Genomic DNA, 23,375 nt, shown 5'->3' with positions numbered 1-23,375 from the left:
AATTTAATTCTTATTTTTGGGAGGTATTTTTCCGTTGCAATTTAACTAATGCCGGACGTATCACAAGTCTTATTTCGATCAAAATGTCAACGGATCAACCGTCCTCACCTTATAAGTTTTGCCCTCCCATTAGCGTTGCTATGGCAACTTACAATGGTGCAAAATATCTTGAAGAACAATTAGATTCTATACTCGCACAGACCTTATCTCCCGCCGAAATTTTAGTTAGTGATGATGCCTCTGATGATGGTACTACGGAGATCCTTGAAAAGTATCAGGCTAAAGGGCTGCTGCGTTTCCATGTCAATGAGCAAAGGCTGGGCTATGTCGGAAATTTCCAGAACGCGGTTTCAATGGCGCAACAAGACCATTATATAGCACTTTCAGACCAGGACGATATCTGGCTGCCCCGCAAACTTGAAGCGGCTATGGGAGCTATGCAGGCTACAGAAGAAAGTGGTACCCCGGCAATGGTTTATTCGGACCTGATTCTTGTTGATGAGGCTGGGAAACTTTTGAATACATCTTTTCGCAATGAACTGGGCCAGGATGGATATCAGCACTGTTTAAATACTCTGCTTTTTGGCGGATTTGTAAATGGGTGTACCATGCTGATGAACCCTGAAATGGTGAAGTATTTTAAAACGATACCGAGAGGAGAGCACATTACCCATGATACCTGGATAGCACTGATTGCGTATAGTTTTGGAAATGTTGCCCAGGTACCCGAGGCATTGATACATTACCGAAGGCATAACAATAATGCGACTGATTTGCTGGGGCTTGAGAAGAAAACTAGATTTGGAAGGATTCGATCAGAAATCAGCTCTGCTTTTAAAAATAATGATCTTTTTGAAAGGGAGTTTGATTGTGTTGGGAAGTTCTATGAGACTTTTTCTGATAAACTTGATCCGGAGCAGGAAAAGTTGATCTTAAAATTTTTGAAACTTAAGGGTAAGAGCTACCTGGAGATGAAGCTTGGGTTGAGGGGGTTTTTTAGGGGGAAGTGGAAGTAACAAAAGGGGGAACTCAGATTCCAGCGAAAGCTGGAATCTCCTAAATTCCCAACCTAGTCATGTCATTCCCGCGAAAGCGGGAATCTCATTTCTGATAGTTTTTAACACAGAGAGCACAGAGTTTTTAACCTGCCTGGCGGCAGGCAGGCACGGAGGACACCGAGTTTAAACAGAGATTTAAATGAGAACAAAAGTACTCCGTGTTCTCCGTGTTTCCTCTGTGCCCTCAGTGGTTAATTAACACGTATTCCCTCGAAGCGGGAATCGCATTTCAACAGAACCCTTAAAAATTTTAACTTGACAGAAGATTCCTCACTGCGCCTGCCTCCGGCAAGACTAGTTCGGAATGACGGGCCTAGTCTATTATTAGAGGGGGTGGAAATGAAGCGCAGCTTCATTCCCACCCCCTCTCCCCATAAAAAAATCGTGTCGTCATTCCGAACAAAGTGAGGAACCTCTAAAAACCTTTGCGCCTGCCTGCCGGCCGGTTTAAAATTCCGAGCGGTAGCTCGTTTGATGTTACTTTTTAAACAACATCAAATACAACGCATACAAACACCCCAGTATCAGCCCCCCCAATACAACAGACTTTAAATACCCCGTCCTGTTCTTTTTAAGCGGCAATTCCGGTTCATCCACGATCTGGAAGGTAGGAGTTTCCTGGATCAGCATCGTTCGGCTAATTTCAAGATTTTTTACAATTTCTCCGTAGATGGTCTGGAGGACCATTTTATCCCGCTCTTTTAATTCCACTCCAACGTTAGCAGTTGGGTAAGCTGGGTTTGCATCCAGCAGAATACTGTTCGCTGCGGATGCTGAATATGTTTTGCGGTTTAGTAATCTTCCGATACTATCTGCCCTGGTCTGTAAGCGGTTTACATTGGTACGCTGCCTGAGGGTTTTGGTATCGATGTAAAACCGTGTTGCCTGATCGATCAATCGGGTCGTGAAGAGTTGTGCGACTTGCTCATTAGCCATCGTAACAGATGCCGCGAAGAAACTTAATTTTTTATCCGTTTTGGCGACTGATAATTCCTCTTCTGTAATTTGTTTTACCATGACCTGCAGGAGGCTATCCTGCAGCCGGCTGTATTTGCTGTCGTCTACGGGAAATCGAATCGTTTTACCGCTATTATATTTATCTGCCCAGCGCTTACTCATCTCAGCGCTTTCCGCATACTTATCCGCAAGGCTTAAGGTACTTTTTTCACCAAATGGCGTCAGCAGGGTGTTTTTAATCATCTTGTGGCTGCGCAACAGTTCTTGCACGTTATCACCCGCCAGGACACCCCCAGTGCCGGACATACCCCCGATATCAATTCCGAACTGGCCTGCAAGACCGGATAAAAGGGAACCTCCTCCCGCTCCGCCTTCTTCCACGACAAAGGTCAGTTTCGCGGTATACGTTATAGGACGCGTCCAGGCGTATAACGCCCCCAAACCGGCACCTATGATCCCGACGATAATCAACGTGTAGCGGTGTTTCCAAAGCAGCTGGAGATCTTCCCGGCGTTTAAGTATAACCTGCTTGAAAGAAAATTCCGGTTCGTAAGGGTACTGATCCTGCTTCATCTTAGGGTTTAGTATTGGTATAAACGATAGCAATCAAGCCCACAAGCCCGGTAATGGCGGAAATTATACCTGATATTTCAGCGAACCCTAGTTTAAGTTTCAAATCCGGATTCTTTTTCGGGACGGAAATCGTACTGCCAGGTTTAACTGAGGGATAGATGCGGAAGAACAGGAAATTGCGAACGGGCTTATTTAAGCCGTCCGGATATTGAATGAACGCTCCTTTAAGCCGGGCATCCTCTAAAGCTCCTCCCGCTGCATTTATATAATATTTAAACCTGCTGCCCAGGTAGCTAATGTATTGCGGATTATTAACTGCGCCGGACACCTGTACAAAGGAGATGATCCTTGGCACAAAAATACTGTCGCCCGGTAAGAGAATATTGCTCTTGTCGTTTACATTTAATTTCGTCAGGTCAAGATTGACCCGTACACCATTTCTGTAGATCTGTGCACTTTCTAACGATCCGTAAGGACTTAGTCCCCCTGCCCGTTGTATAAAGTCCTGGGCCGTTTCATCCCTTTTCTGGACTGCGTATTCTCCGGGGAACAAAACTTCGCCCCTTATACTGATATTGCCCAGTGGCCTGAAATTTACCAGTCGGGGAACCGTGACATAATCAAGAGGCTGCAGCTCCAGGTCTTGGTTACTGCTGGTCAGATCGACATTGAATGTTTCAACAAGCTGGTTGGCGACACTATCGGTATTATTTTTAATGATCCTTGCAATTTCAACCCGGTGACCTGCAGCCTGTTCATTCAGGCCACCGGCAATAGCGATCAGATCTGCAAGCTTCATGCCTTTTCTGTAGATTACTGGTCCGGGGTTCCGGACATTTCCGCCAATAGTTACATACTGATCCGTCATAAATTCAGCACGGTTCTGCACTACAATCGAGTCTTCCCTTAGTAAAGGAATGTCCGTTCGGCCATTAATTATGTCTGATGGCACAAAGGGAATAAGCTCCTTATCTAGATTCGGCAGTGTTCTTTTTATGTAGCCTCTTTCCATATAAGCCTCCGGTTTTAATCCTTCAGCTTTTTTTAGCAAAGCGGCAAGACTAAGACCCGCACTTAATTCATAAGGTCCAGGGCGGTTGACGGCTCCCTCAAGAACAACCCGGTTAGCATACCTGTTTTGAATAGATCCTATCGTTACCTTATCTCCATTGCGCGGCACGAAATTAGAGAAAAGATTAGATGGGATATCTTTGACTTCTCTCTCCAGTTCATTGATCTGGTCGATCTTAGCTATACTACGGTAGGCTATGTCGGTGTATCCGCCTGCATAGCGAATCAGGTCATCTAGCTGTTCTTCTGCTCTAAGTTCGTAGATGGCTGGACGTTTCACCTCACCGTCGATTGCTACTCTTTTCTGGTAAACGGGGAAGTTAATTACGTCCTGGTCCTGCAACCTGATGTTTCCGTCAAGCAAGCCGTTCTGCAAAAAGGCATAAAAGTCCACTGTTCGGTAGACTTTATTATTACGAATGATCTCTATGTTTCGGAGCGTTCCGTTGATATTTGGTCCTCCTGATAGATATAAGGCATTAAAAAGGGTAGACAAGGAAGAGATAGTATATGAACCAGGTGTTTTAACTTCTCCAACAAGTGTAATTTTGATTGTCCGCGTATTGCCGAGGTTTACTGCAAGCTGAGTCTGGCCGCCATTTAAAGCCGGGTATATCCTCGCCATTTTATTTCTGAGAAGGGTTGTAGCTTGCTCAATGGTAAATCCATTAACATAGGTAATACCTGCATACTGAACCTGGACATTCCCTTCCGGGCTGACCCTCGTTCTTTGCGTGCTTTCATTTAAACCTGTTAAAAGAATAATGAGTTCATCTCCGGGGCCAATAACATAACCCTTGGGAGTAGCGACATTGAAATCGGGATTAAATTTGAGGTTTGCCTGATTAAAGAAATCAGTACCGTAGATGCTAAGAGGAGCATCGGCTGTGACTTTCGCAGGCGGAACTGCAACTGGTTTCTGCGCAATTATAACAGTATCCCGTCGGAAGTCAATATCAGGCTTTTGAGGACCGCTTGTTACTTTAGCGCCACTTTTATTTAAACCTAAAAGACTCACTCTCTGCTTAAAGAGATTCACCTCTATTGGATCCATGCCCTTCTGCTCCATTAATTTATAGGCATCCTGTTCAGACAGGCCCAGTTCCTGGATTTTCTTCCATGCCTCGATTATTTGAGCATCCGATAGCTGGCTTACTTTTACATTTTGGATCTGGTCGAGGGAGAAGCTTTGGGCTGATGCGGGCTGAAAGGAAAAGATCAGTCCGGCAAGAAGTATATAAAGAATGAATTTGATGCGCATGAAAGCAATTCTAATTGATGATAAATGCAAATATAATTATTAAATGCTTATGCATTTAACGCGAACTGGGTGATTGTTTGTCAGTTTAAACGTATTCCACCCCCTACCCCCGCCAGCGGGGGAGATTGGGCGTCTAAAACCCATACGAAATTCCCAACCTAATCTCATTCGCTACCGCTTTCGGCTGCATTGCCGGCCGGATTATCCCGGCCTGTTTGAGGTATGATCCTCTGACCCGCAGCTGGTTGATGATCTCGTATTTAACCTCGATAAGCATTTGCTTCTGAGTAGTCACATTGCCCGCAAGAAATTTGGGCTGCGGTTCGGCATAATATTGGTTTTCCAGGCTGCCGTCTTCGCCTTTGCGGGTGTAGTTGAGCTGGATGCTGGTCGTTAAGCGCGGCATAGGATTATATTTCACCCAGGCCGTCGTCCGGTCAGCATTTTGCCCGATCCAGTCTCCCAGAGTATAATTTTGATGGCTGTATGTCTGGGCAGGAATTAAATTCTGGTAAACGAATGGATTGATCCGGGTGTATTCAATGCCCAGTGTTAAATAGGGAATAAGCACATCCGTGACCGAAGCACCCAGGTTAAATCCTATTTGATTCCTGCTTTTAGCCTTATTAAAAACTTCTGAGAGACGGATTTCATCGATGAAAAGGCCGCCATATAAATGCGTTCGCTGAATGTGATTCCGGGAGCTCGCGTGTAAGAAAAATTGTCCGTTAGATCCGGAGTTGATCTTATACCTGCTGGCATATTGGTCGTATGCTTTGAAGAACATTACAGGTATGAGATATCCTACATCCAGGCGGTCGCTATACACCATTGATTCGCCGATACTCAAAGCGAGGCCTTTTAATGGAAAGAAGTTAAAGCTATGGGTAGCCATAAATTTGGGTCGGTAAATTTCCCGTTCATCACCATAGATCGTATTTCCTTTTGGGTAGCTTTTATTTGAATCTACGATACCTGATTGCAGCCATGAATGAGCATAGTGAAAGCGGAACCATTTCAAGGGTTGGTAATCAAGGCGCAGGAAAGGGTAGGCTGGCGCTTTATCGGAGGAGATGATCCGGCCGTTCTCGCCATAACCGTAAAGCAATTGGTCGTTTCCAAAACTGACAGAACCATTATTCCAGTTATAAGCAAGGTTTCCCCGTAGCTCTGTATAATTCAAAGTTTTGGCATCTGGATTTACATTGGCAGTCCGTACGATACCGGTTTCGTTTGTAAACTGTTTAACCGTGTCTATCCCTTTACCTGTTTCGGTGATGTCTGCAAAGTATGCCTGGAACGCGAATCTTTTCCCGACATGGCCCCAGAAGCGGATACCTGCAGCATTCTTTATAATGCTTTTTTCTCTGCCCTGGATAGTTTCGAGGCTTATTACAGGATCACCTCGCACCAGGAAATCCCGGGTATCGACAGAGAGGAACCTCCATCGGCCGGCCGGGTCCTTTTTTAAGAAAGTTGTGGTGTCATCTGGCCGCCCGCTGAATTCTGAATATTCCCGCAGGTAGAAGTCCAGCTCTTTTTGTTCAGTTGCAGACAATTTGTGCACTGAATCCTTCAGGATAGCTAGATCTGCAGCAATTTCCTTTCGGCTTAACGGAAGTATGAAATCCGTAATCTCAATATTACCTTTCTGGGCCTGTCTGGATAAAAACTGATGAATAGAATTTTTAGGGTCTTCCCAAACTATTTGGGCCGTCGAGCTTTTTGTTTCTAAAAGGATAATGCTAATAGTCAAGAGCTGAAACAGGAATGCTGAAAACACAAACTTGAAGGCTGAGGGCTGATAGCTGATAGCTGATAGCTGATAGCTGAATTTCTTCTTAATATGCATCCTGATCTCCTTTGATGGTATTGATAACGGTTTGAAGTACAATCTGGCAATCCATCCAAAATGTCCAGCTGTGAATGTAGTAAAGGTCGTAATTAACGCGTCGCTGCATCGCACCAGGAGCAGAAGTTTCACCCCTGGCACCATTGACTTGTGCCCAGCCTGTGATTCCCGGCTTAACAAGGTGTCGGAGCATGTATCGATCTACATGCTGGATGGATGAGATATTCAGTGGTGTTACATGTGGTCTTGGGCCTACTACCGACATATTGCCCAATAGAACATTCCAAAACTGGGGAAATTCATCGATGTTCCACTCCCTCAGGAATCTACCTATAGGCGTTACCCGGCTGTCGTTTTTTGTGGCCTGTAAAAAGCCGCCCTTCTCATCTGTTTCTGAACTGCCGTGGTACATAGTTCGGAACTTATAACAGATTATTTTTTTATTATTCAGTCCCCAACGCTCCTGTTTAAAGAATACAGGCCCTCTTGATGTCAATTTTATCATTAAGGCTATCAGCGGCATGAACCACCAGCCAATCAGGATGAAAAATGATAAAGCGAAGCTAACGTCAAATGCTTTTTTTAGTAATTTATTGGTCCAGCGGTCTTGGGGAAGTGAGCGTAAATTTATTACCGGTAGCAGGCCGATTGTGTTGATGCTGATATTACTGGCTGCATACAGGTAAAGGTCGGGAATCATTCTGAGCCGGGTGGCATGAAAGTCGCAGATCTCGATCGTTGCACTTATCTGCTGATGTTTTGAATTGGGGAGCGCAATGATCACTTCCGCCACTTCATTATTCTCCAGGATGGAATTCAGATCCTCGATTTTTCCTAAGTAGGGACAGCCATTCATTTTGGTCTTGTCGTCATCTAAAAAGCCGATGCATTTATAACCGTAATACGTATGAAGAGTTATGGTGTCGTAAAAATCTTTAGCGGCCGGGGTTGATCCGACAAGTACAATCTGTTCCTGCAGCTTTCCACTGTAAAAAACAGCATGCAGGTATTTCCTGAGGATATACTTGAAGGGAACAATCAATAAAAATAATGATGGAAAGTATATGGCAAGAAAATAATTATTCAGATTAATATTATTCCTGAAAAAGAAGAGAAATGAGGTAAGCAATATTGCAAAAAGGATAATGGTTACTATTATGTAAATGATCTCTTCGGCAAATTTATTGGACCTTAAATCAGTGTAAAGACGGGAAACCTGGGCGGCTATATACCAGGAAATAATGGATATCAGTGGAAATAGAAATGGATTTGAACCATCTGCAATCTGGGTGTACGAAAAGTGATCAGCCAGCAAAAACGCAATGATCAGCAGCGGCGTATCGATCAGGTATCTTAAGCTATTGTATAAAAAGTAAGGTCTCGTCATAGAGAATTGCTTTTCTCTTTGTTATTGGAAAGATCTTCCATCAGCTGCCTGTACAATTGCGTAACCGCATCCCAGTTATATTTATCAGTTAAGCCTTCAGCGACTTTATTCTGCAATGATTGTACGCGTATTGGTTCCGATTCAATTAAGGCCATCGCATTTATTACAGATTGCTCGCTTTCCTCAAAGAACACGCCAAATTCACCATTGTTAAGCATTTCACGGTTAAAAACAGTATCCAGTGCAAGTATAGCACAATTATTAGACATGGCTTTTAGCATTGCCGGGTTTGTCCCTCCATATTTATGGCCATGCACATACACGAAGCAATTCTGGTATAACGCCATCAGCTCATTACTGTCTTTCACATATCCAACAAAACGGATATTGTCGGTCTCGTATTTCTTGAGGTCCTCGGCATATTTGTCCCGATAAGGTACATCTCCAACAATGACCAGTTTTTTTGCTGAGTTCGCCCGGGCGAAAGCCTTGACGATCAGATCTGCATTATTATCAGGGATCAATCTCCCAACAATGAGGTAATAGTCATTGGGGTACAGATTAAATAGTGACAGCAGTGATTGATCTGCCTTTTTAAATTCTGGCGCACCGTAAGCGATAACCGTCGAATCAGTGCTAAACTCGTTTAAATACACCTCCCGCATTGCGTTTGCGTCAGTCACAATCACATCATATAGTTTGGTTGCAAGGCGAGCAGCAAACTTGAAATACCAGGCACCCAGGCCTTTCCATTTGGGCCTAAGCCATTCGAGGCCATCCACATTCATTATTGTTTTCTTCCCGGTGATCTTTGGTATCCAGCCCATCGGACCCGCCGCTAAATTCACTACGAGAATAACATCTCCAGTGCTACAGCTTGCATGAACTATCGATAGAAAAGAATGGATTAGCTGATTTAAGGACTTAGTTTGAACAGTGGGGATATAATGGAGATGGATTCCATTGACCTGCTCCGGTTTTTCTTTAAAAAGATCCCGCTGGCAGTATATATGAACCTCCACATTTTGTTTTACAAGCCGTTCACTTAATTCCTTAACAAAAGTTTCAAAACCACCATAAACATAAGGATATCCTCTGGTACCGATAATGGATACTTTCATTTGAAAATTAGAAGTGTTTGTTGTTGGGGAAAGTGTACAACGACCGAAACGTGCAATTAAGAACTGAGATTGTGAAGGTCATAACTGGTATCATTGATGAGGATCTGCTAGCTATCGGATGACACTGATTTTGATGGGGGTAAAAGTACCGAAATAAATTGTGTTATGGAAGTGAAGGGCGCTTCGCGCCGGTATAGTGAAATATTTTTTACCGCAGAGACCGCAGAGTAGACGCAAAGAGCGCAGAATTTTCTAAACGCTGTGTGAATTTACCACCAAGAGCACTGAGAAGACACGAAGAGCACGGAGAGAATTGATAAACGCTTTGCTCGGTTTACCCTGCCTGCCCGCCAGTAGGCAGGTTCTGAGTCGTATGGTTTTATTCTTTGTGCCCTCTGTGAAAAATCTCTGTGTTCTCCGTGTTCAAAAATTCTCTGCGTACTCGGAGTGAATCCTTACGTTCTTTGCGCCTGCCTGCCGGCAGGCAGGTTTAAATATGCGTCTGGCATGTACTATAGTGAATTATACAGCTCAAGTATCCTCCTCTCATGCAAACCTAAACTAAACATTTCAACCACCCTCTCTTTTGACCTTTCTCCAAAAACCTTAAGTTTTTCTTTATCCATAAGGAATAATTCGATTTTATTAGCCAGATCATCCGGATTTCTATTCTCAAAGAGATACCCATTCCATCCATCTTTTACCTGCTCCGTGGTACCCCCTAAATTGGAGCCGATGATTGGCAGACCCATGCTCATAGCTTCCATAACCACCCCGCCAAATGGCTCCGGTTCCCCCGATGGAAGCACAAAGACGTCAAATAAGGAATAATATGGGAGTGGATCTTTTAAATGACCTAAGAAATGAATATGTTTTTCAAGATCATGCTTTTGGATAAGGTTTGTTATGATCCTCTGTTCAAATTCATACCCCGGAACATAGTCGCCTATTAATACCAGGTCTATTTTCTTTCCGGTCTTTTTAGCCAGCATTCCTATGGCTTCGATAAGGAATTCCTGGCCTTTCCGGATGAGCCTGATACGGGACGTGCAGCCCAGGATAAGATCAGCATCATTCAGCGAATTTTGCAGTTCGGGACTTATCTCCGGTTTTGTTGTGATCTCCGGCATGGGAAAGCCGTTGTAAATGCTAAGTATTTTTCCAGTGTTATTAAACTGGGATGCCATCGTTTCCGAAACACAGATGATCTTATCGGAAAGGCTTATCATATAAGCCGAATACTGAGGCCAGAATTTTTTAAAATCGCCAAACCATTCCCGGATATGCCAGAGATGTTTTATTCCGGCCAGCTTCGCTGCCAGAGCTGGTGCGGGCACAACTCCTGAATTTGTATGAACAATATCGATTCGATGCTTGCGAATCATATTCCTGATCGCCACAACATTCTTCACAAATTTAACACCCGTACCAGGTATGAATTTTAATTTGAAAGATTTCCGGGTAAAAATATACAGCTCGGGATACAGGATGATCCGGTTGGCGGGAATAATGGATGCTAAAACATCATACAAAGGCCCGCGTTCAGGAAGCATGACAAAAACATGGTGCTCCTTATCCAAAATGCGGGCTAGCTTTGCAAGTGAACGGCTCGCACCGTACATATCGCCGCTATGTCCAATTAATAATACTCGTTTACTCATCCTTTCAACCCAAATTTGTTTTCGTGCTGCCGGTACCATTCCAGGAAACAGAATATATTCCAAATTAAGCGGTTATTTATGCCGGCCTTCTGTTTTTTAAAGTCATTCCATAATTCAGACACCCTATTATTATTGAGGTAGGGGTTCGCCCTGAGATTTTCCTCAGAAAACAACAGCGAAGATATATCTGATAGGTTCGCATTTAACCATTTTACTTTTGGAGTCTCAAAGCCCTGTTTTGGGCGTTTTGAAATCATGTCCGCTACGGAGGCCGGAAGCCTCTGTTTTAGCAGCTGTCGTAGATAGTTTTTCGACTGAAACAGGCTCTGTTTGAAATCCCCTGACGAGGCGAGAACTCGCTCAACCAGCTTGTGATCAAGAAAGGGAGTTCGGGCTTCAACACTGCAAGCCATCATCATTCTATCCGTTTTCACCAGCAGGTCGTCGGGCAGCCAGGTTAGCAGGTCAAGCATCAGGCTGGATTCTAATTTTCCTGCACTTTTTTGAAAATCCTGCAGAAAGCTGTGGAATTGGTGCTCATACGAATCACTGAGACGCTGATTTGTACCGATAAATCCCTTAGTAAGTTCCGGACTCAAAATGGAAGTCCATCGGGACACACCGGTATCCTTCTTAAATGATTTTATACTCTTTAATTTATTCTTTACTTTTTCCAGTTTGTTTATGCCTGAAGCGGATATGATTTGAAGCAGTGATGCTGCACTATCGAAAGAAATCTTACCCAAGCCGTAATAGTATTTTTCGTAATTATAGTGATCATAACCATGGAAAAGTTCGTCGGCGCCCTCCCCGGAGAGCACAACCTTTACATGTTCCTTTATCGATTTAGCGATTAGGTAGGTAGGGATGATCGCTGAGTCGCCGAGTGGCTGATCCCCATGATAGATTGATTCAATGAAATTATCCGGGCTTATATCCTCCACATTGAGCGTGATTAGGTCGAGCCCCATTGAACTGGCAACCTGTTTTGCATAATCAGACTCATCGAGGGATTTATCAGAAAATCCGACGTTAAAAGCCTTGACCTTATTCCCTGCGAGCTGATGCATATAGGTGGCAAGCAAGGAAGAATCTATACCGCCGCTCAGGAGGAGCCCAATATCGACATTTGCCACGAGGCGGTATTTGACACTCTCTTCAAGCAGAGCATCAATTTCCGCGATTTCAGGCATTGCCTGGCTTTTACCAACATAATCAAACATGTTCCAATAGGAAGATGCAGAAGTTTTATTGTTATGCCGGTCATAGATCAGCAGCTCAGCGGGCTTAAGCTGCCGGATATTCTTGTAGATCGTAGCCGGTCCGGGGATGTATTGTAATGATAGAAAGTTAAGAACACTGTCTGGATTTATCTCAAGTGGGATATTAAAAGCATGGAAGAACTTGATCTCTGAAGAAAAGATGATCACGTTTTCATCTTCAAAAATGAAAAGGGGTTTCTTTCCCAGGCGGTCTCTTGTAAATACAACCCGCTTCTCCTGTCGATCGAAGATGACCAGAGCGAACATCCCGCGAAATTTATTGCAAAAATCTTCCCCATATTGAATAAAGGCAGCGAGAATGACTTCGGTATCTGATTCCGTGCTGAAGTGGTGGCCAAGTTTGGCGAGATCATCTCTTAGCTCCTGGTAATTATAGATCTCGCCGTTAAAAACGATGATGTACCTGTCATCTTTATAGTGGAATGGTTGATTACCATCATCCGACAGGTCAATTATTGAAAGGCGGCGGTGGCCGAGGCATATCCCTTCATCGCTCCAAAGTCCCTTGTTATCAGGCCCTCTGTATTCCATATAATCCAAAGCGCGGTTCAGGGGCTCAAAATATTCTGCGTTGAAATCAGGAATATCCTTTTTAGAAATGACACCGATTATACCGCACATGGGAGGGAGGTGGAGGGTGAAATATTATGGATTGTTGAGAACGAGGCGAAAATAGGAGAATAAAGAACAAAGAGCAAAGAGCAAAGACCTGGGCCCGGGTGTTGTGGAGTTTCCACTATGGTTTTTGATGTCTCGTTTCTTGTACCCATTGACTTTTCTGTTATATAAAATGTTTGGCAACCCCGGGATGATCACGAGGTAATTGCGCTGTCCAATCGGAGGACGCGTTATTTCTTAAAGACAATTTGAACCCATTTTTAGGTTCCTCCCTTCGCTCGGAATGACGGCGAACGCTTTTGGGAGAAGATAGAAGGGAGAAGAAGCCCGCTTCTTCTCCCTTCTATTAAAAAAATGACCCGTCATTCCGAGCGGAGCGAGGAACCTCAAGCGAATACAGTTGCAGGTACAGGCAGCATCGGCCGGTGAAACCGTCTCAACCTTCCTCTTTCACCCGTCAACTCTCAACTCTTAACTCTCCACTCTCAACCGTCCACCGTCCACCGTCAACCGCTTTCCTATTTTTAATAACCTTCGCCGGCACCCCACCCACAATACTATAAGGTGGAACGTCCTTGGTAACCACGCTTCCGGCCGCTATCACTGATCCTTTGCCTATTGTTACCCCAGCGAGTATAATTGTATTTGCCGCAATCCAGCAGTCGTCTTCAATTTTAACAAATTCACGCTTAACCCCTTGTTCTTTTATTGTAAGGTTAGGGTCGTCAAATAAATGATTCTCGGCATATATGCTCACTCTTGGTGACATCATCACGTTGTCGCCGATTTCTATAAATCCAGAACATCCAATATACGAGTAAGGGCCGATGCTGGAGTTGTTCCCAATTTTTAGTCCCTCGCCAATTGCTGAACCGTAAATATTTGTAGGCCTGATAATAGCGTGTTTGCCTATAGTAACCCGGTCGCCCACAACAATACCCCTGTACGTCATGCAATTGACTTCGGCATAATCCTCAACAATAAAATCGCGGCCCGTACTCAGGTGCCGTGCATAACGAATAGACGCACCTTTACCGACCAGAACCCAGCCGCTGGAGCTTTTAAAGAATAAGCGTTCCCACATCCCGCGGATGTAAAAAGAAGAGAGGCGAAAGAAGGTGGTTAATATATCCCGGGTCTTCCATTCGGCCGGGAAACGGTTGAGGATAAACTTATAGCTGTGCAGGAAAGATGTTTCCGATCTCATAGAATGTTGGCAAAACTATGAATATTTTTTTGAAAGGCTGGCTGTAGGTTTTACCACTGAGGGCACAGAGTTTTACACGGAGAGCACAGAGGTGCAGATATGAACGTTATTGTCGGAGTCTGGCTTTGCGTTTGATGATTTCGCTTCGCTCTAAGCTTTAACGCCAAGTTCGCAGAGTGCATGCAGAGGCCGAGAATTTTTGGGTTTTACCACGGAGTAGACGAAGGCTTACACTCAGAATAGAGGTATTTCACCGGTAATAAAAAGTATAGCCATTTTTCTCTGTGCTCTCTGTGCCTTTTCTCCGTGCTCTCAGTGGTAAAAACTGTCGCCAAGACAATGGATGCGAAGCAGCCACAGTAAGAAGGTCGAAAACTTTGCGTTCTTGCGTTTAAAATATGCCGGCAGCTAAGCGCGAAGCGCTCAACCTTTGATTATAAATACGAAGTAGGCGATTTAAACGAAGAAACCAGCTCATCTTCAATCATATTCTCAATGATATCATTCAAACCAAATTTTGCTTTCCAGTTAAGCTCCTCATTTGCTTTAGCAGGATTCGCCCGGCCGATCTGGAGATCCGTAGGGCGGCGTAAGACTTCGTCGATCTCCACGTGTTCTTCCCAGTGCAGATTTAACGTGTTAAAAGCGATGGTGATAAATTCTTTCAGCGTATGACTTTGCCCGGTAGCGATGATATAGTCTTTCGGCTGATCCTGCTGCATCATCAGCCACATGGCTTCCACGTAGTCAGGAGCCCAGCCCCAGTCGCGTTCAATATTGATATTCCCAAGACTTAGATTCCGGGATTTATTCTGACTGATCCTGCAAGCTGCTGTGATGATCTTCTTTGTGACAAAGTGATCCGGCCGTAGTGGTGATTCATGATTAAATAGAATCCCCGTACAGGCATACAGGTTATATGCTTCGCGATAATTATCTAATTGCCAGAAAGCTGTCGCTTTTGCAATAGCGTAAGGACTTCGGGGATGAAAGATCGTACTTTCATCTGCAGGTATGATCGTGTCACCAAAACATTCACTTGACCCGGCATTGTAAAGCTTAATGGGTAAGTTACTGAATCGTATGGCTTCAAGAAGATTGAGGTTTCCGGTGCTAACGCTTTCATGCGTTTCATGGGGCTGTTCAAAAGAAAGCCTTACAGAACTCTGGCCTGCAAGATTGTAGATCTCATCAGGCTTGATCTTATTTATACATTCAAGAGTATTACCGAAGTCGGTTATATTAAGGGAGATGAGGTTTAACTCATCTTTAATATCAAGCTTCCTTAAATTAATAAAGGATGAAGTTTGTGCATCCCGCGAAGCGCCATAAACACGGTATCCTTGTTCTAAGAGAAATTTGGCAAGATATGAACCGTCCTGGCCGGAAACTCCACAAATTAAAGCTTTCTTCAAACTAATCGTTTTAATGTTTTATTAGGCATAAACACGCCAAAACAGGTAAAGTTTACGAAAATGCTAATTTTTATTGACTATGCCTTTAAAAATTTTCACTAACTGGTCGGCATTGCTGCTCCATGAAAAGGATTCCAACCGTTCAATGCCACGTCTCACAAGATCTTCGTGCAATGCAGGATTATTAATAATCATTTTCATTTTATTAGCGATATCCTTAGTGTCGAAGGGGTCAAAGCACAAGATCGCTTCACCACCTACTTCCGGCAGGCACGTATTATCGGCGACTATAACTGGAATTTTATGATGAAATGCCTCTAATAACGGAAGACCAAAACCCTCATTAATTGAAGGAAAAGCGTACATTTCTGCATTCTTATAAAAATATCCGAGGTCGTTATCACTTGCATAACCTGAAAGAAGGACGCTATCCTGGAGTCCATGTTTAATGATTGCTTCGTTAATTTCAGCACTGCCATCCATATCATTTTTTGGACTGGGTTGGCCTACAAGAACTAATGAGTAATCAGTGTATCCCTCGTTATGCAAAAGCTTTAGGGCCTCGATCAGTCTGACAAGATTTTTCCGCTTTTCAAGGGTGCCTACATGCAGGATAAATTTTGAGGATGGAATATGGAGGGAGGGTGTGTAGGACGGGTCGGGTTCGGCTATTGCCATACCCTTAGGAGCAAGGTGTATTGCTATGATTTTCTCCGGGTTAATTCCGGTAAAATGAGCGATCCGCTTTTTCGTGTATTCAGTAATTGTAATGACTTTTTCTGCCCGCCTTGCAGCTCCGACGCCCAATGTTTTGAAAATCCGTAACCATTGTGAATTGTAATGGGAGGGATATTCATAAAAAAAGGAATCATAAAATACCACAACCGTTTTAAAGCCAGGGGAAAAATATGGCGAAAAATAATCAGAGCAAAAAAGGATATCACACTTATTGATCCAGGCTTTAATTGGTAAAATTACCTGCTTCCAGGTAAAGAATCGAATATGTTCGATGAGCTTGAAGAACTTATATTTTCCGGTGTATACAGGAATCGTGGTATCGAAAAATATAAATTTACAGTCATAATTCTTTGTTTTGAATTGCTTGCTAATTTCTTCAAGGTATGTCTTCCCACCTGTTTTCGCAATTCTCAAATCGCGGATATCAACTCCAACAATTATTTTCTCAGGCATTAGTATCGGTAAAAAGTGCAAACATAATTTAATTCTTAAAATATACCCTCTCCTTTCTCATGATCATGTTAACAAAAATTCCTGACAGGAACCAATTCATATAAGTTAAATATGAAAAAGAATCCAAGCTGGCGGTAAAAAGAGGCAGGGTAATGCCGACCTTCAGCAGGAATATGCATAAAGCTACCATCCTTTCTTTGCCCTCAAGGTGCCGGAACCATTTGTAGGCGTAAGCAATTACTGCGAAATGAATGAAGATGTAAAGCAGGACAGCGACAACACCCACCTGTACACCAAGAACAATAAACTGGTTTTCTCCCCCAATTGTAGACCCCTGCGCAGTTGCTACTCGTCCAGACATGCCGAGCCCGAGCCCCAAAGGGTTGCTTGCAATTGCTGTGAGACCTTCAATCCATGCGATTAAGTGTCCCATTGCCGACGCTTCCTGTAGCGTCACTGTTGTTAATATATACTCGTACAGATCTGTATTTTCCAGGAGAATACCAATGTAGATAAAGCCCAATGCAATAAGTGCATGGGCGGTATGTAGAATATACTTTTTATGAGTTATTAAGGCATAAACATAAATGATCCCAAAATAACTGACAGTTGATGACCTGGAAAGGGTAAAAAATAAAGAAATACAAGATGCTGCTAAGGCTATTGTGCCAAGCCTGCTTGGATTAAAAGCATTATTTTTATTGGTAAACAAAGCGGCGATAACACAAATGGAAAGTAATGTAGCTGAGGCATGTTCCAGCGGATCAGAGAAAAAACTGGCAAATCGCTTGAGCCCATCCGAGTCTCGTTGAAAAGTCCATGTCAAACCATAATCTCCCTCTGGCTCCTGCCCGAAAATAGAAACATATTCAGAATATCCGGTTGAGGATTGAAAGTGCTGATCGGATGCGGCCTCGTAAATAACCAGTAATGCTGCGGAAATTGCAAGTATGAGAATAAAGTGGAAATACTTTCTTATCTGTAAAGTTCGGGGATCTATCAGTCGCCCTGCAAAATAGATTAATGGAAAAAATGACGTGTTTTTATAAGCTAATATCCGTTCCATGAAGCCGAAATCTCCCAGGGGGATAAAAATATATAAGGCTGTATACAAGAGGTATCCTGCTATGCAATAATCGATGACGTGGAATCGGATCCTTTCTTTTAAGCCCCATAGTACAGTGGCCAGCATGGCGATGATTATTATTTCCTTGAAAGGCTGAAATACAGAAACGAGTGATTTATACCCTGTTTGATTAAGAATTGAAAGTGTGGTAATGTAAATGGGCAGTCCGAAGATGATAAATAACATCCCGCCCTGAGGATTCTTGTTAAAAATATCCTTTATCGCTTTTAGAAAAGCAGAAAAATAAATAAGCGGAAATACAAACATGTGAGATTGGAACTAATTCCGGCATAAAAGTACATTAAATCATCAGGCTGAGGGAAATATTTGGCTACTCAAAATTGAACTAAGAACAAAGAACCAAGAATCAAGACTTCCGCAATGCGTAGTTTAATTGATTCTTGAGATAAATTTGCTGATTAGATAAGCTGCGCTATTAAAAGAATACACAATAATTTATCTATTTTTAAAATTTGAAAAAAGGTTAAGTTCCAACAAATAAATATTGTTTTTCAGACTAATTATAATCTGGAATTCAATGATTTAGCGTTGCGGCTTTTTTGGTGACGAGAAAACAGTATGCAAAAACAAAAGCCCTCACAATCAGAATCTGGCAAAGAAAATAGGTTAAAGTCTTTTTTTGGAGGCCTTTTGATGTTTAGTATATCTATAATTATAGGTTTGTTGATTGGGGAGGGAATTATCAGGCTGTTGTATAAAAAGGAGATGGTATTGTTCCCGCGATATCATACGGATGCTGTATATGGAGACTTTAAGATCAGACGGGTAAGACCTGAGATGACTTTCACCCATACAAGCTATGATGGCACTTTCCATTTTAAAACCAACAATAAAGGATTTAGAAACGATAAAAATATTGATTACAAAAAGGAGCCGGGAGAGATCCGGGTTATCGCGTTGGGTGATTCGCATACGCAAGGCTATGAAGTAAACCAGAATGAAACTTTTTCAAGTGTTGCAGAAAAGATGTTGAATAAGAATGGTTTGAAAGGCACAGTTATCAATGCTGGTGTTTCAGGATTCAGCACGGCCGAAGAATTAGTCTTTTTGGAAAATGAAGGGTATAAATATAAACCAGACTATGTAGTGGTAGCTCTTTTCGGAAATGATTTTGAAGATAATATGAGATCTGATCTGTTTGAACTCAGGGGTGATTCTTTACTGGTTAAAAATCATGAATATATTCCGGGCGTGAGTATTCAGAATAAGCTCTATAAATATGGTATATTCAGATGGTTAGGAGAAAAATCGTATCTCTATGGCTTTGCGTTTAATACCGTGTGGGACTTTTATAAAAAACAGAATCAAAAGGCTGCTGCGGGTAAGGACACTGAACTGGCTATTGCATCTAATGCCAATACCAAATATTCTGAAGAGCTGATGAAAAAATTGATAAGCCGGTTCTATACTTATTGTAAAGCACAGGGAATTAAATTAATTATTATTGATATCCCCCAGTTGGATCCAGATGCACCAGCCAAATCCTCCATCTCAAAAAATATGGTGTCTGATGTAAAAAACAATTGCGACACATTGTTTAACTATGATAATATGATCAGTGATTACAGCAAGCTATCGTTAATTCATGTTAAAAGTGGGCACAGACACATTTCAGCAGAAACCCATAAGATGATGGGGCAAAAGATCAGTGAATACATTTTATCAGATCAACAAGCGGTAAATTAATTGTCTCTTTGTTTCTGAAATATTAATCTATAAAACCGCATAATGTTAATACTTGGTATATCCGCATTTTATCACGACTCTGCAGCTGCTATTATAGAGGATGGAGAAGTAATTGCAGCCGCACAGGAAGAGCGTTTTACCCGTAAAAAACATGATCCTGACTTTCCAGTAAATGCCGCCCGTTTTTGTCTTGAATATGCTGGTCGTTCAATTAATGAAGTAGATGCAGTAGTCTTTTACGATAAGCCTTTATTGAAGTTCGAACGCTTATTAGAAACTTATTATGCATATGCGCCGAAAGGATTGAAATCATTCATGATGTCGATGCCGGTGTGGCTAAAAGAAAAGTTATTTCTGAAAACACTGATATGGGAAGCATTGGATACCATTGAGAAAGTTGACAGAAAGAAGGTAAAACTTCTGTTTCCTGAGCATCATTTATCCCATGCTGCAAGTGCTTTCTATCCATCATCATACGATCGGGCCGCTATCCTGACGATAGACGGTGTAGGTGAATGGGCCACGGCGTCGATTTGTCTTGGAGAAGGTAATAAGATCACTATTTTAAAGGAGCTCGACTTCCCTCATTCCCTGGGATTGCTTTACTCTGCGGTCACATATTTCTGCGGTTTTAAAGTTAATTCCGGAGAGTATAAGCTAATGGGCCTTGCACCTTACGGTAATCCTAATTCTCAACAGGTAGAGCGTTTTGTAAATATTATCAAGAACAATCTTGTTGAAGTAAAAGCAGATGGTTCGATCTTCCTTAATCAGGATTATTTCAATTATGCGACAGGGTTAAGAATGGTGTATGATGACAAATGGGAACAACTGTTCGGATTTCCGCGTCGCGATTCAGAATCTTTGCTTGAACAAAATCATTGCGATCTTGCATTGGCAATCCAGCAAGTAACCGAAGAAGTTGTGCTTAACCTTGGTAAGGAAGCAAAAAAGCTAACAAATGCTGATTACCTGTGTATGGCGGGTGGCGTAGCACTTAATTGTGTGGCGAATGGGAAGCTGGATGATGCAAAAATTTTCAAAGAGATCTTTATCACACCTGCAGCCGGAGATGCTGGAGGAGCTTTAGGAGCAGCATACGCTGCCCATTATATTTATTATGGCAATGAAAGAAAGGTTGATCCTGCTAAGCTTGACGCTTTAAAGGGTTCCTATCTGGGGACTGAGCATTCTGATATGGAGATTCTTTCAGTCGCAAAAAAATACCGTGCACCATACAAGCAATTTGATACAGAAGATGCTCTTGTGGAAAAGGCTGCCGCATTGATTGCTGATGGTAACATAATAGGCTGGCACCAGGGGAGAATGGAATTCGGTCCCAGAGCCCTGGGAGCACGAAGCATTATTGCCGACGCACGAAATCCCGAAATGCAAAAAAAACTGAATCTGAAAATCAAATATCGAGAAGGTTTCCGCCCGTTTGCCCCGGTAGTACCTATCGAGGATGTCAGCGAATATTTTGAGCATGAGGGAAATTCGCCTTATATGTTGCTCGTAAAAAAGGTTAAAGAGAGCCGGAGAATCCCTTATCCCGCTAATTTCGACGCAAAGGAATTACTTGATAAGTTATATTTTCTAAGAAGTGATATTCCATCAATCACTCACATAGATTACTCAGCCCGAATACAAACCGTTCATAGAGAAACAAATCTAAGGTTTTGGAAGCTGCTGAATGAATTTAAAAAAATAACAGGTTATTCGGTTATGGTTAACACGAGCTTTAATGTTCGCGGAGAGCCCATCGTTAATACTCCGGAAGATTCATATCGCTGCTTTATGCGAACTGATATGGATTACCTTATTATAGGTAATTTCATTTTCGATAAAAAGGATCAACCTGAATGGAAGGAAAAAGATGACTGGAGAAATGAGTTCTCTCTCGATTAAAACAAAAATCACTTTTAAAAATAATACTATGGATTTTCTTACTGATATGTGGGGCTTTATGAAAGCCAGGAAAAAATTTTGGCTAGCACCACTGATCGTTGTTCTGTTATTGATTGGAGCTTTACTTGTACTCGGCGGAGGTTCAGCAATTGCACCGTTTATCTATACTTTATTTTAAAGCAGATGAACAGGGAAAAGCATTTAGAAACCATCCTGGTATTGGTTTTTGCGCTGGGTATATTTTTTTGGCTAAGTCAGAATGCTTACTTGCTGCTTGCAGCGGGAATTCTTGCATTTGCAGGACTATTTATCCCATTTCTTGCAGGTAAAATACATTGGGCATGGATGAAACTTGCTCACGTGATGGGCTATGTTATGAGCAAGGTTTTACTTACTGTCGTTTACGTGGTGGTATTGCTGCCGCTTTCATTTCTATCCCGAGCATTTGGTAAAAAGAACGGGATCCGTCTTAAGCCAGGTGCACAAACTTATTTTAAAGATCGAAACTTCACATATACAAAGGAGAGTTTGGAAAATGTGTGGTAGGAGATCTGAGGACTGAGGTCGGAAGTCAGAGGTCAGAAGTCTGATGGATTTCCGACGGCTGGACGGAAGGTCAACCACAGAGAGCGCAGGGTTTTGCACAGAACGCAAAGCCGATAGCTAGCGGCTGGAAATCGGATAGGAGAGCTTAATGATCAGTAAAAACATTGTAATTGCAGCTCTTGCAAGAGATTGCGAAGATTCATTGAGGAACAATATCCCTTTGATCGAGGAGCTAAGAACTCACTTTTCATGGTCTGCAGTTGTTGTGGTGGAAAACGACAGTGTAGATGGAACTAAAAGCTTACTGGCGGAGTGGCAGGCCAATTTCAAAGACGTTACTATAATTTCTAATGATTTTGGGACCAAAACTATTCCGGATAAAAAAGATGTCGAGGTAGATCCCTGGACTAGTTTCGGGCGGATTGAGAAAATGGCGCGCTACCGGAATTTTTATTTGGAGCACATCAGCAAAATCGTTCACCCCATTGACCTGGTGATAATAATTGATATCGACATAATTGATATATCTATAAAAGGCCTGCTGGATGTTATTAATCATTTTGATGATAAAACAGGTGCTATTTTCTCTAATGGTGTAAGTGTAAAGCAAACTCCTTTTGGTTTATCCAGGGTGTACTATGACATATTTGCCGTGTGGGAATATCCTTATGAGGGAGAGTTTAGCCATTCGCGGGACTCACAGGCCCGAACGTTTAAATCAATTAATAAAAATCTTAAAAAAAAATCCTTTTATCCCGTAATCTCGGCCTTTGGTGGCGTTGGTGTCTACAATTACCAGGCAATTAAGAATCTGCATTACAAAACCGTAGCTAACCCTTTAAACCAGCTTGAAGCTATATGTGAACACATTCCATTTAACCATGAAATTATCAAGCGTGGTTTTAAAAATTTTATAGCAAGGGATTTCCAGGTTATTTATCAAAGGCATAGTTGGGTGCTTATTTTAAAAATGGTTTTGCCCGGAAGGGTTTTTAGGGTTTTGCATCCGGTTTTATTGAGGTTTAAAAGGAGGTAATCGAATTTAATTTCATTTTTTCCGATCAAATCTGCGGACTTGCAGGACTTGAATAACAACTAAGGCAGCTACCCGCTACCGTATTATATGTGTTCATCCACCCCCTACCCCCGCCAGCGGGGGACACTGTGCGCCTAACGCGCTCGCTAAACATTGGCTGCGGGCCGCAGGCCAGCCCCTCTACACCAGCTAAGCTATGTGTACGTTTCTTAGGCCAAACCACTGAATCTCCGTTCACCGTCAATCCGCATTGGCTGGTGCGGTACCCACAGTCTAAGCCACAGCAGAAGCTTTAATAGCGCCAGGCGCAGCGGTGGGGTTTTTGCATACTTTTTGACCTAAGTGACCGTTGCACAACATGATGATATTTTAGGCAAGCGCGTAATAAAAGTCGGGT

General features: G+C 42.6%; 17 protein-coding genes. 6 read left to right on the top strand and 11 right to left on the bottom strand.

Features of this window, described 5'->3' with window-relative positions:
- Window positions 1–83 precede the first annotated feature (83 nt).
- Complete coding sequence (locus B5X60_RS17540; protein WP_079704046.1) at window positions 84–1,016, top strand: glycosyltransferase family 2 protein; 933 nt, start codon at window positions 84–86, stop codon at window positions 1,014–1,016.
- A gap of 519 nt (window positions 1,017–1,535) precedes the next feature.
- Here B5X60_RS17540 and B5X60_RS17535 read toward each other — a convergent pair.
- The 11 genes from B5X60_RS17535 to B5X60_RS17485 form a co-directional block, all read right to left on the bottom strand.
- Window positions 1,536–2,588, bottom strand: coding sequence for a hypothetical protein (locus B5X60_RS17535; protein WP_079704045.1), 1,053 nt, complete (start codon window positions 2,586–2,588; stop codon window positions 1,536–1,538).
- Between the two features lies 1 nt (window position 2,589).
- The gene (locus B5X60_RS17530; RefSeq protein ID WP_079704044.1) at window positions 2,590–4,920 is read right to left on the bottom strand and encodes an SLBB domain-containing protein; all 2,331 of its coding nucleotides are present in this window, start codon (window positions 4,918–4,920) and stop codon (window positions 2,590–2,592) included.
- 133 nt (window positions 4,921–5,053) lie between these two features.
- Complete coding sequence (locus B5X60_RS17525; RefSeq protein WP_079704043.1) at window positions 5,054–6,772, bottom strand: capsule assembly Wzi family protein; 1,719 nt, start codon at window positions 6,770–6,772, stop codon at window positions 5,054–5,056.
- The gene (locus tag B5X60_RS17520; protein WP_079704042.1) at window positions 6,762–8,159 is read right to left on the bottom strand and encodes an undecaprenyl-phosphate glucose phosphotransferase; all 1,398 of its coding nucleotides are present in this window, start codon (window positions 8,157–8,159) and stop codon (window positions 6,762–6,764) included. Before B5X60_RS17520 ends, B5X60_RS17525 begins: the two co-directional genes overlap by 11 nt.
- Window positions 8,156–9,280 carry a DUF1972 domain-containing protein gene (locus B5X60_RS17515; RefSeq protein WP_079704041.1) on the bottom strand — a complete coding sequence of 375 codons (1,125 nt, stop codon included), beginning with the start codon at window positions 9,278–9,280 and terminating at the stop codon, window positions 8,156–8,158. Before B5X60_RS17515 ends, B5X60_RS17520 begins: the two co-directional genes overlap by 4 nt.
- A 512-nt stretch (window positions 9,281–9,792) precedes the next feature.
- On the bottom strand, window positions 9,793–10,941 hold the full coding sequence (locus tag B5X60_RS17510) for a glycosyltransferase family 4 protein (RefSeq protein WP_170878493.1): 1,149 nt from the start codon (window positions 10,939–10,941) through the stop codon (window positions 9,793–9,795).
- Window positions 10,938–12,845: an asparagine synthase (glutamine-hydrolyzing) gene (gene asnB, locus B5X60_RS17505; RefSeq protein WP_079704039.1), complete on the bottom strand. Its 1,908-nt coding sequence runs from the start codon at window positions 12,843–12,845 to the stop codon at window positions 10,938–10,940. The genes B5X60_RS17510 and asnB overlap by 4 nt, the downstream gene beginning before the upstream one ends.
- A 454-nt stretch (window positions 12,846–13,299) precedes the next feature.
- A complete protein-coding gene (locus B5X60_RS17500) occupies window positions 13,300–14,049 on the bottom strand; it encodes an acyltransferase (RefSeq protein WP_079704038.1) in 750 nt (249 codons plus the stop codon).
- Between the two features lie 434 nt (window positions 14,050–14,483).
- Window positions 14,484–15,464: a GDP-mannose 4,6-dehydratase gene (locus B5X60_RS17495; RefSeq protein WP_079704037.1), complete on the bottom strand. Its 981-nt coding sequence runs from the start codon at window positions 15,462–15,464 to the stop codon at window positions 14,484–14,486.
- A gap of 63 nt (window positions 15,465–15,527) precedes the next feature.
- Window positions 15,528–16,655, bottom strand: a complete 1,128-nt coding sequence (locus B5X60_RS17490; RefSeq protein ID WP_079704036.1) for a glycosyltransferase family 4 protein — start codon at window positions 16,653–16,655, stop codon at window positions 15,528–15,530.
- A gap of 28 nt (window positions 16,656–16,683) precedes the next feature.
- Window positions 16,684–18,048: an O-antigen ligase family protein gene (locus B5X60_RS17485; RefSeq protein ID WP_079704035.1), complete on the bottom strand. Its 1,365-nt coding sequence runs from the start codon at window positions 18,046–18,048 to the stop codon at window positions 16,684–16,686.
- Between the two features lie 312 nt (window positions 18,049–18,360).
- Between B5X60_RS17485 and B5X60_RS17480 the strand changes: the two genes are divergently transcribed.
- The 5 genes from B5X60_RS17480 to B5X60_RS17460 all read left to right on the top strand — a co-directional run bounded on the left by B5X60_RS17480 (window position 18,361) and on the right by B5X60_RS17460 (window position 22,978).
- Window positions 18,361–19,488 (top strand): GDSL-type esterase/lipase family protein, encoded by a 1,128-nt coding sequence (locus tag B5X60_RS17480; RefSeq protein WP_079704034.1) that lies wholly within the window; start codon window positions 18,361–18,363, stop codon window positions 19,486–19,488.
- 42 nt (window positions 19,489–19,530) lie between these two features.
- Entirely contained in the window at window positions 19,531–21,396 is a 1,866-nt protein-coding gene (locus B5X60_RS17475) for a carbamoyltransferase family protein (protein WP_079704033.1), read from the top strand.
- Between the two features lie 28 nt (window positions 21,397–21,424).
- On the top strand, window positions 21,425–21,574 hold the full coding sequence (locus B5X60_RS18350) for a DUF5989 family protein (protein ID WP_170878492.1): 150 nt from the start codon (window positions 21,425–21,427) through the stop codon (window positions 21,572–21,574).
- Window positions 21,575–21,579: 5 nt separating this feature from the next.
- Window positions 21,580–21,942 carry a hypothetical protein gene (locus B5X60_RS17465; protein WP_079704031.1) on the top strand — a complete coding sequence of 121 codons (363 nt, stop codon included), beginning with the start codon at window positions 21,580–21,582 and terminating at the stop codon, window positions 21,940–21,942.
- Window positions 21,943–22,090: 148 nt separating this feature from the next.
- A complete protein-coding gene (locus B5X60_RS17460) occupies window positions 22,091–22,978 on the top strand; it encodes a hypothetical protein (protein ID WP_079704030.1) in 888 nt (295 codons plus the stop codon).
- Window positions 22,979–23,375 lie beyond the last annotated feature (397 nt).

This window comes from Daejeonella lutea, from assembly GCF_900168015.1.
GTDB lineage: Bacteria > Bacteroidota > Bacteroidia > Sphingobacteriales > Sphingobacteriaceae > Daejeonella > Daejeonella lutea.
This window is presented reverse-complemented; position numbering and strand designations above follow the sequence as displayed.

Excerpts from the sequence above, each read along its gene's own strand:
- B5X60_RS18350 (WP_170878492.1), top strand. The coding sequence starts at position 21,425 with ATGGATTTTCTTACTGATATGTGGGGCTTTATGAAAGCCAGGAAAAAA.
- B5X60_RS17500 (WP_079704038.1), bottom strand. The coding sequence starts at position 14,049 with ATGAGATCGGAAACATCTTTCCTGCACAGCTATAAGTTTATCCTCAAC.
- B5X60_RS17490 (WP_079704036.1), bottom strand. The coding sequence starts at position 16,655 with ATGCCTGAGAAAATAATTGTTGGAGTTGATATCCGCGATTTGAGAATT.
- B5X60_RS17480 (WP_079704034.1), top strand. The coding sequence starts at position 18,361 with ATGCAAAAACAAAAGCCCTCACAATCAGAATCTGGCAAAGAAAATAGG.
- B5X60_RS17535 (WP_079704045.1), bottom strand. The coding sequence starts at position 2,588 with ATGAAGCAGGATCAGTACCCTTACGAACCGGAATTTTCTTTCAAGCAG.
- B5X60_RS17510 (WP_170878493.1), bottom strand. The coding sequence starts at position 10,941 with ATGAGTAAACGAGTATTATTAATTGGACATAGCGGCGATATGTACGGT.
- B5X60_RS17525 (WP_079704043.1), bottom strand. The coding sequence starts at position 6,772 with ATGCATATTAAGAAGAAATTCAGCTATCAGCTATCAGCTATCAGCTAT.
- asnB (WP_079704039.1), bottom strand. The coding sequence starts at position 12,845 with ATGTGCGGTATAATCGGTGTCATTTCTAAAAAGGATATTCCTGATTTC.
- B5X60_RS17475 (WP_079704033.1), top strand. The coding sequence starts at position 19,531 with ATGTTAATACTTGGTATATCCGCATTTTATCACGACTCTGCAGCTGCT.
- B5X60_RS17465 (WP_079704031.1), top strand. The coding sequence starts at position 21,580 with ATGAACAGGGAAAAGCATTTAGAAACCATCCTGGTATTGGTTTTTGCG.
- B5X60_RS17520 (WP_079704042.1), bottom strand. The coding sequence starts at position 8,159 with ATGACGAGACCTTACTTTTTATACAATAGCTTAAGATACCTGATCGAT.
- B5X60_RS17515 (WP_079704041.1), bottom strand. The coding sequence starts at position 9,280 with ATGAAAGTATCCATTATCGGTACCAGAGGATATCCTTATGTTTATGGT.
- B5X60_RS17540 (WP_079704046.1), top strand. The coding sequence starts at position 84 with ATGTCAACGGATCAACCGTCCTCACCTTATAAGTTTTGCCCTCCCATT.
- B5X60_RS17485 (WP_079704035.1), bottom strand. The coding sequence starts at position 18,048 with ATGTTTGTATTTCCGCTTATTTATTTTTCTGCTTTTCTAAAAGCGATA.
- B5X60_RS17460 (WP_079704030.1), top strand. The coding sequence starts at position 22,091 with ATGATCAGTAAAAACATTGTAATTGCAGCTCTTGCAAGAGATTGCGAA.
- B5X60_RS17530 (WP_079704044.1), bottom strand. The coding sequence starts at position 4,920 with ATGCGCATCAAATTCATTCTTTATATACTTCTTGCCGGACTGATCTTT.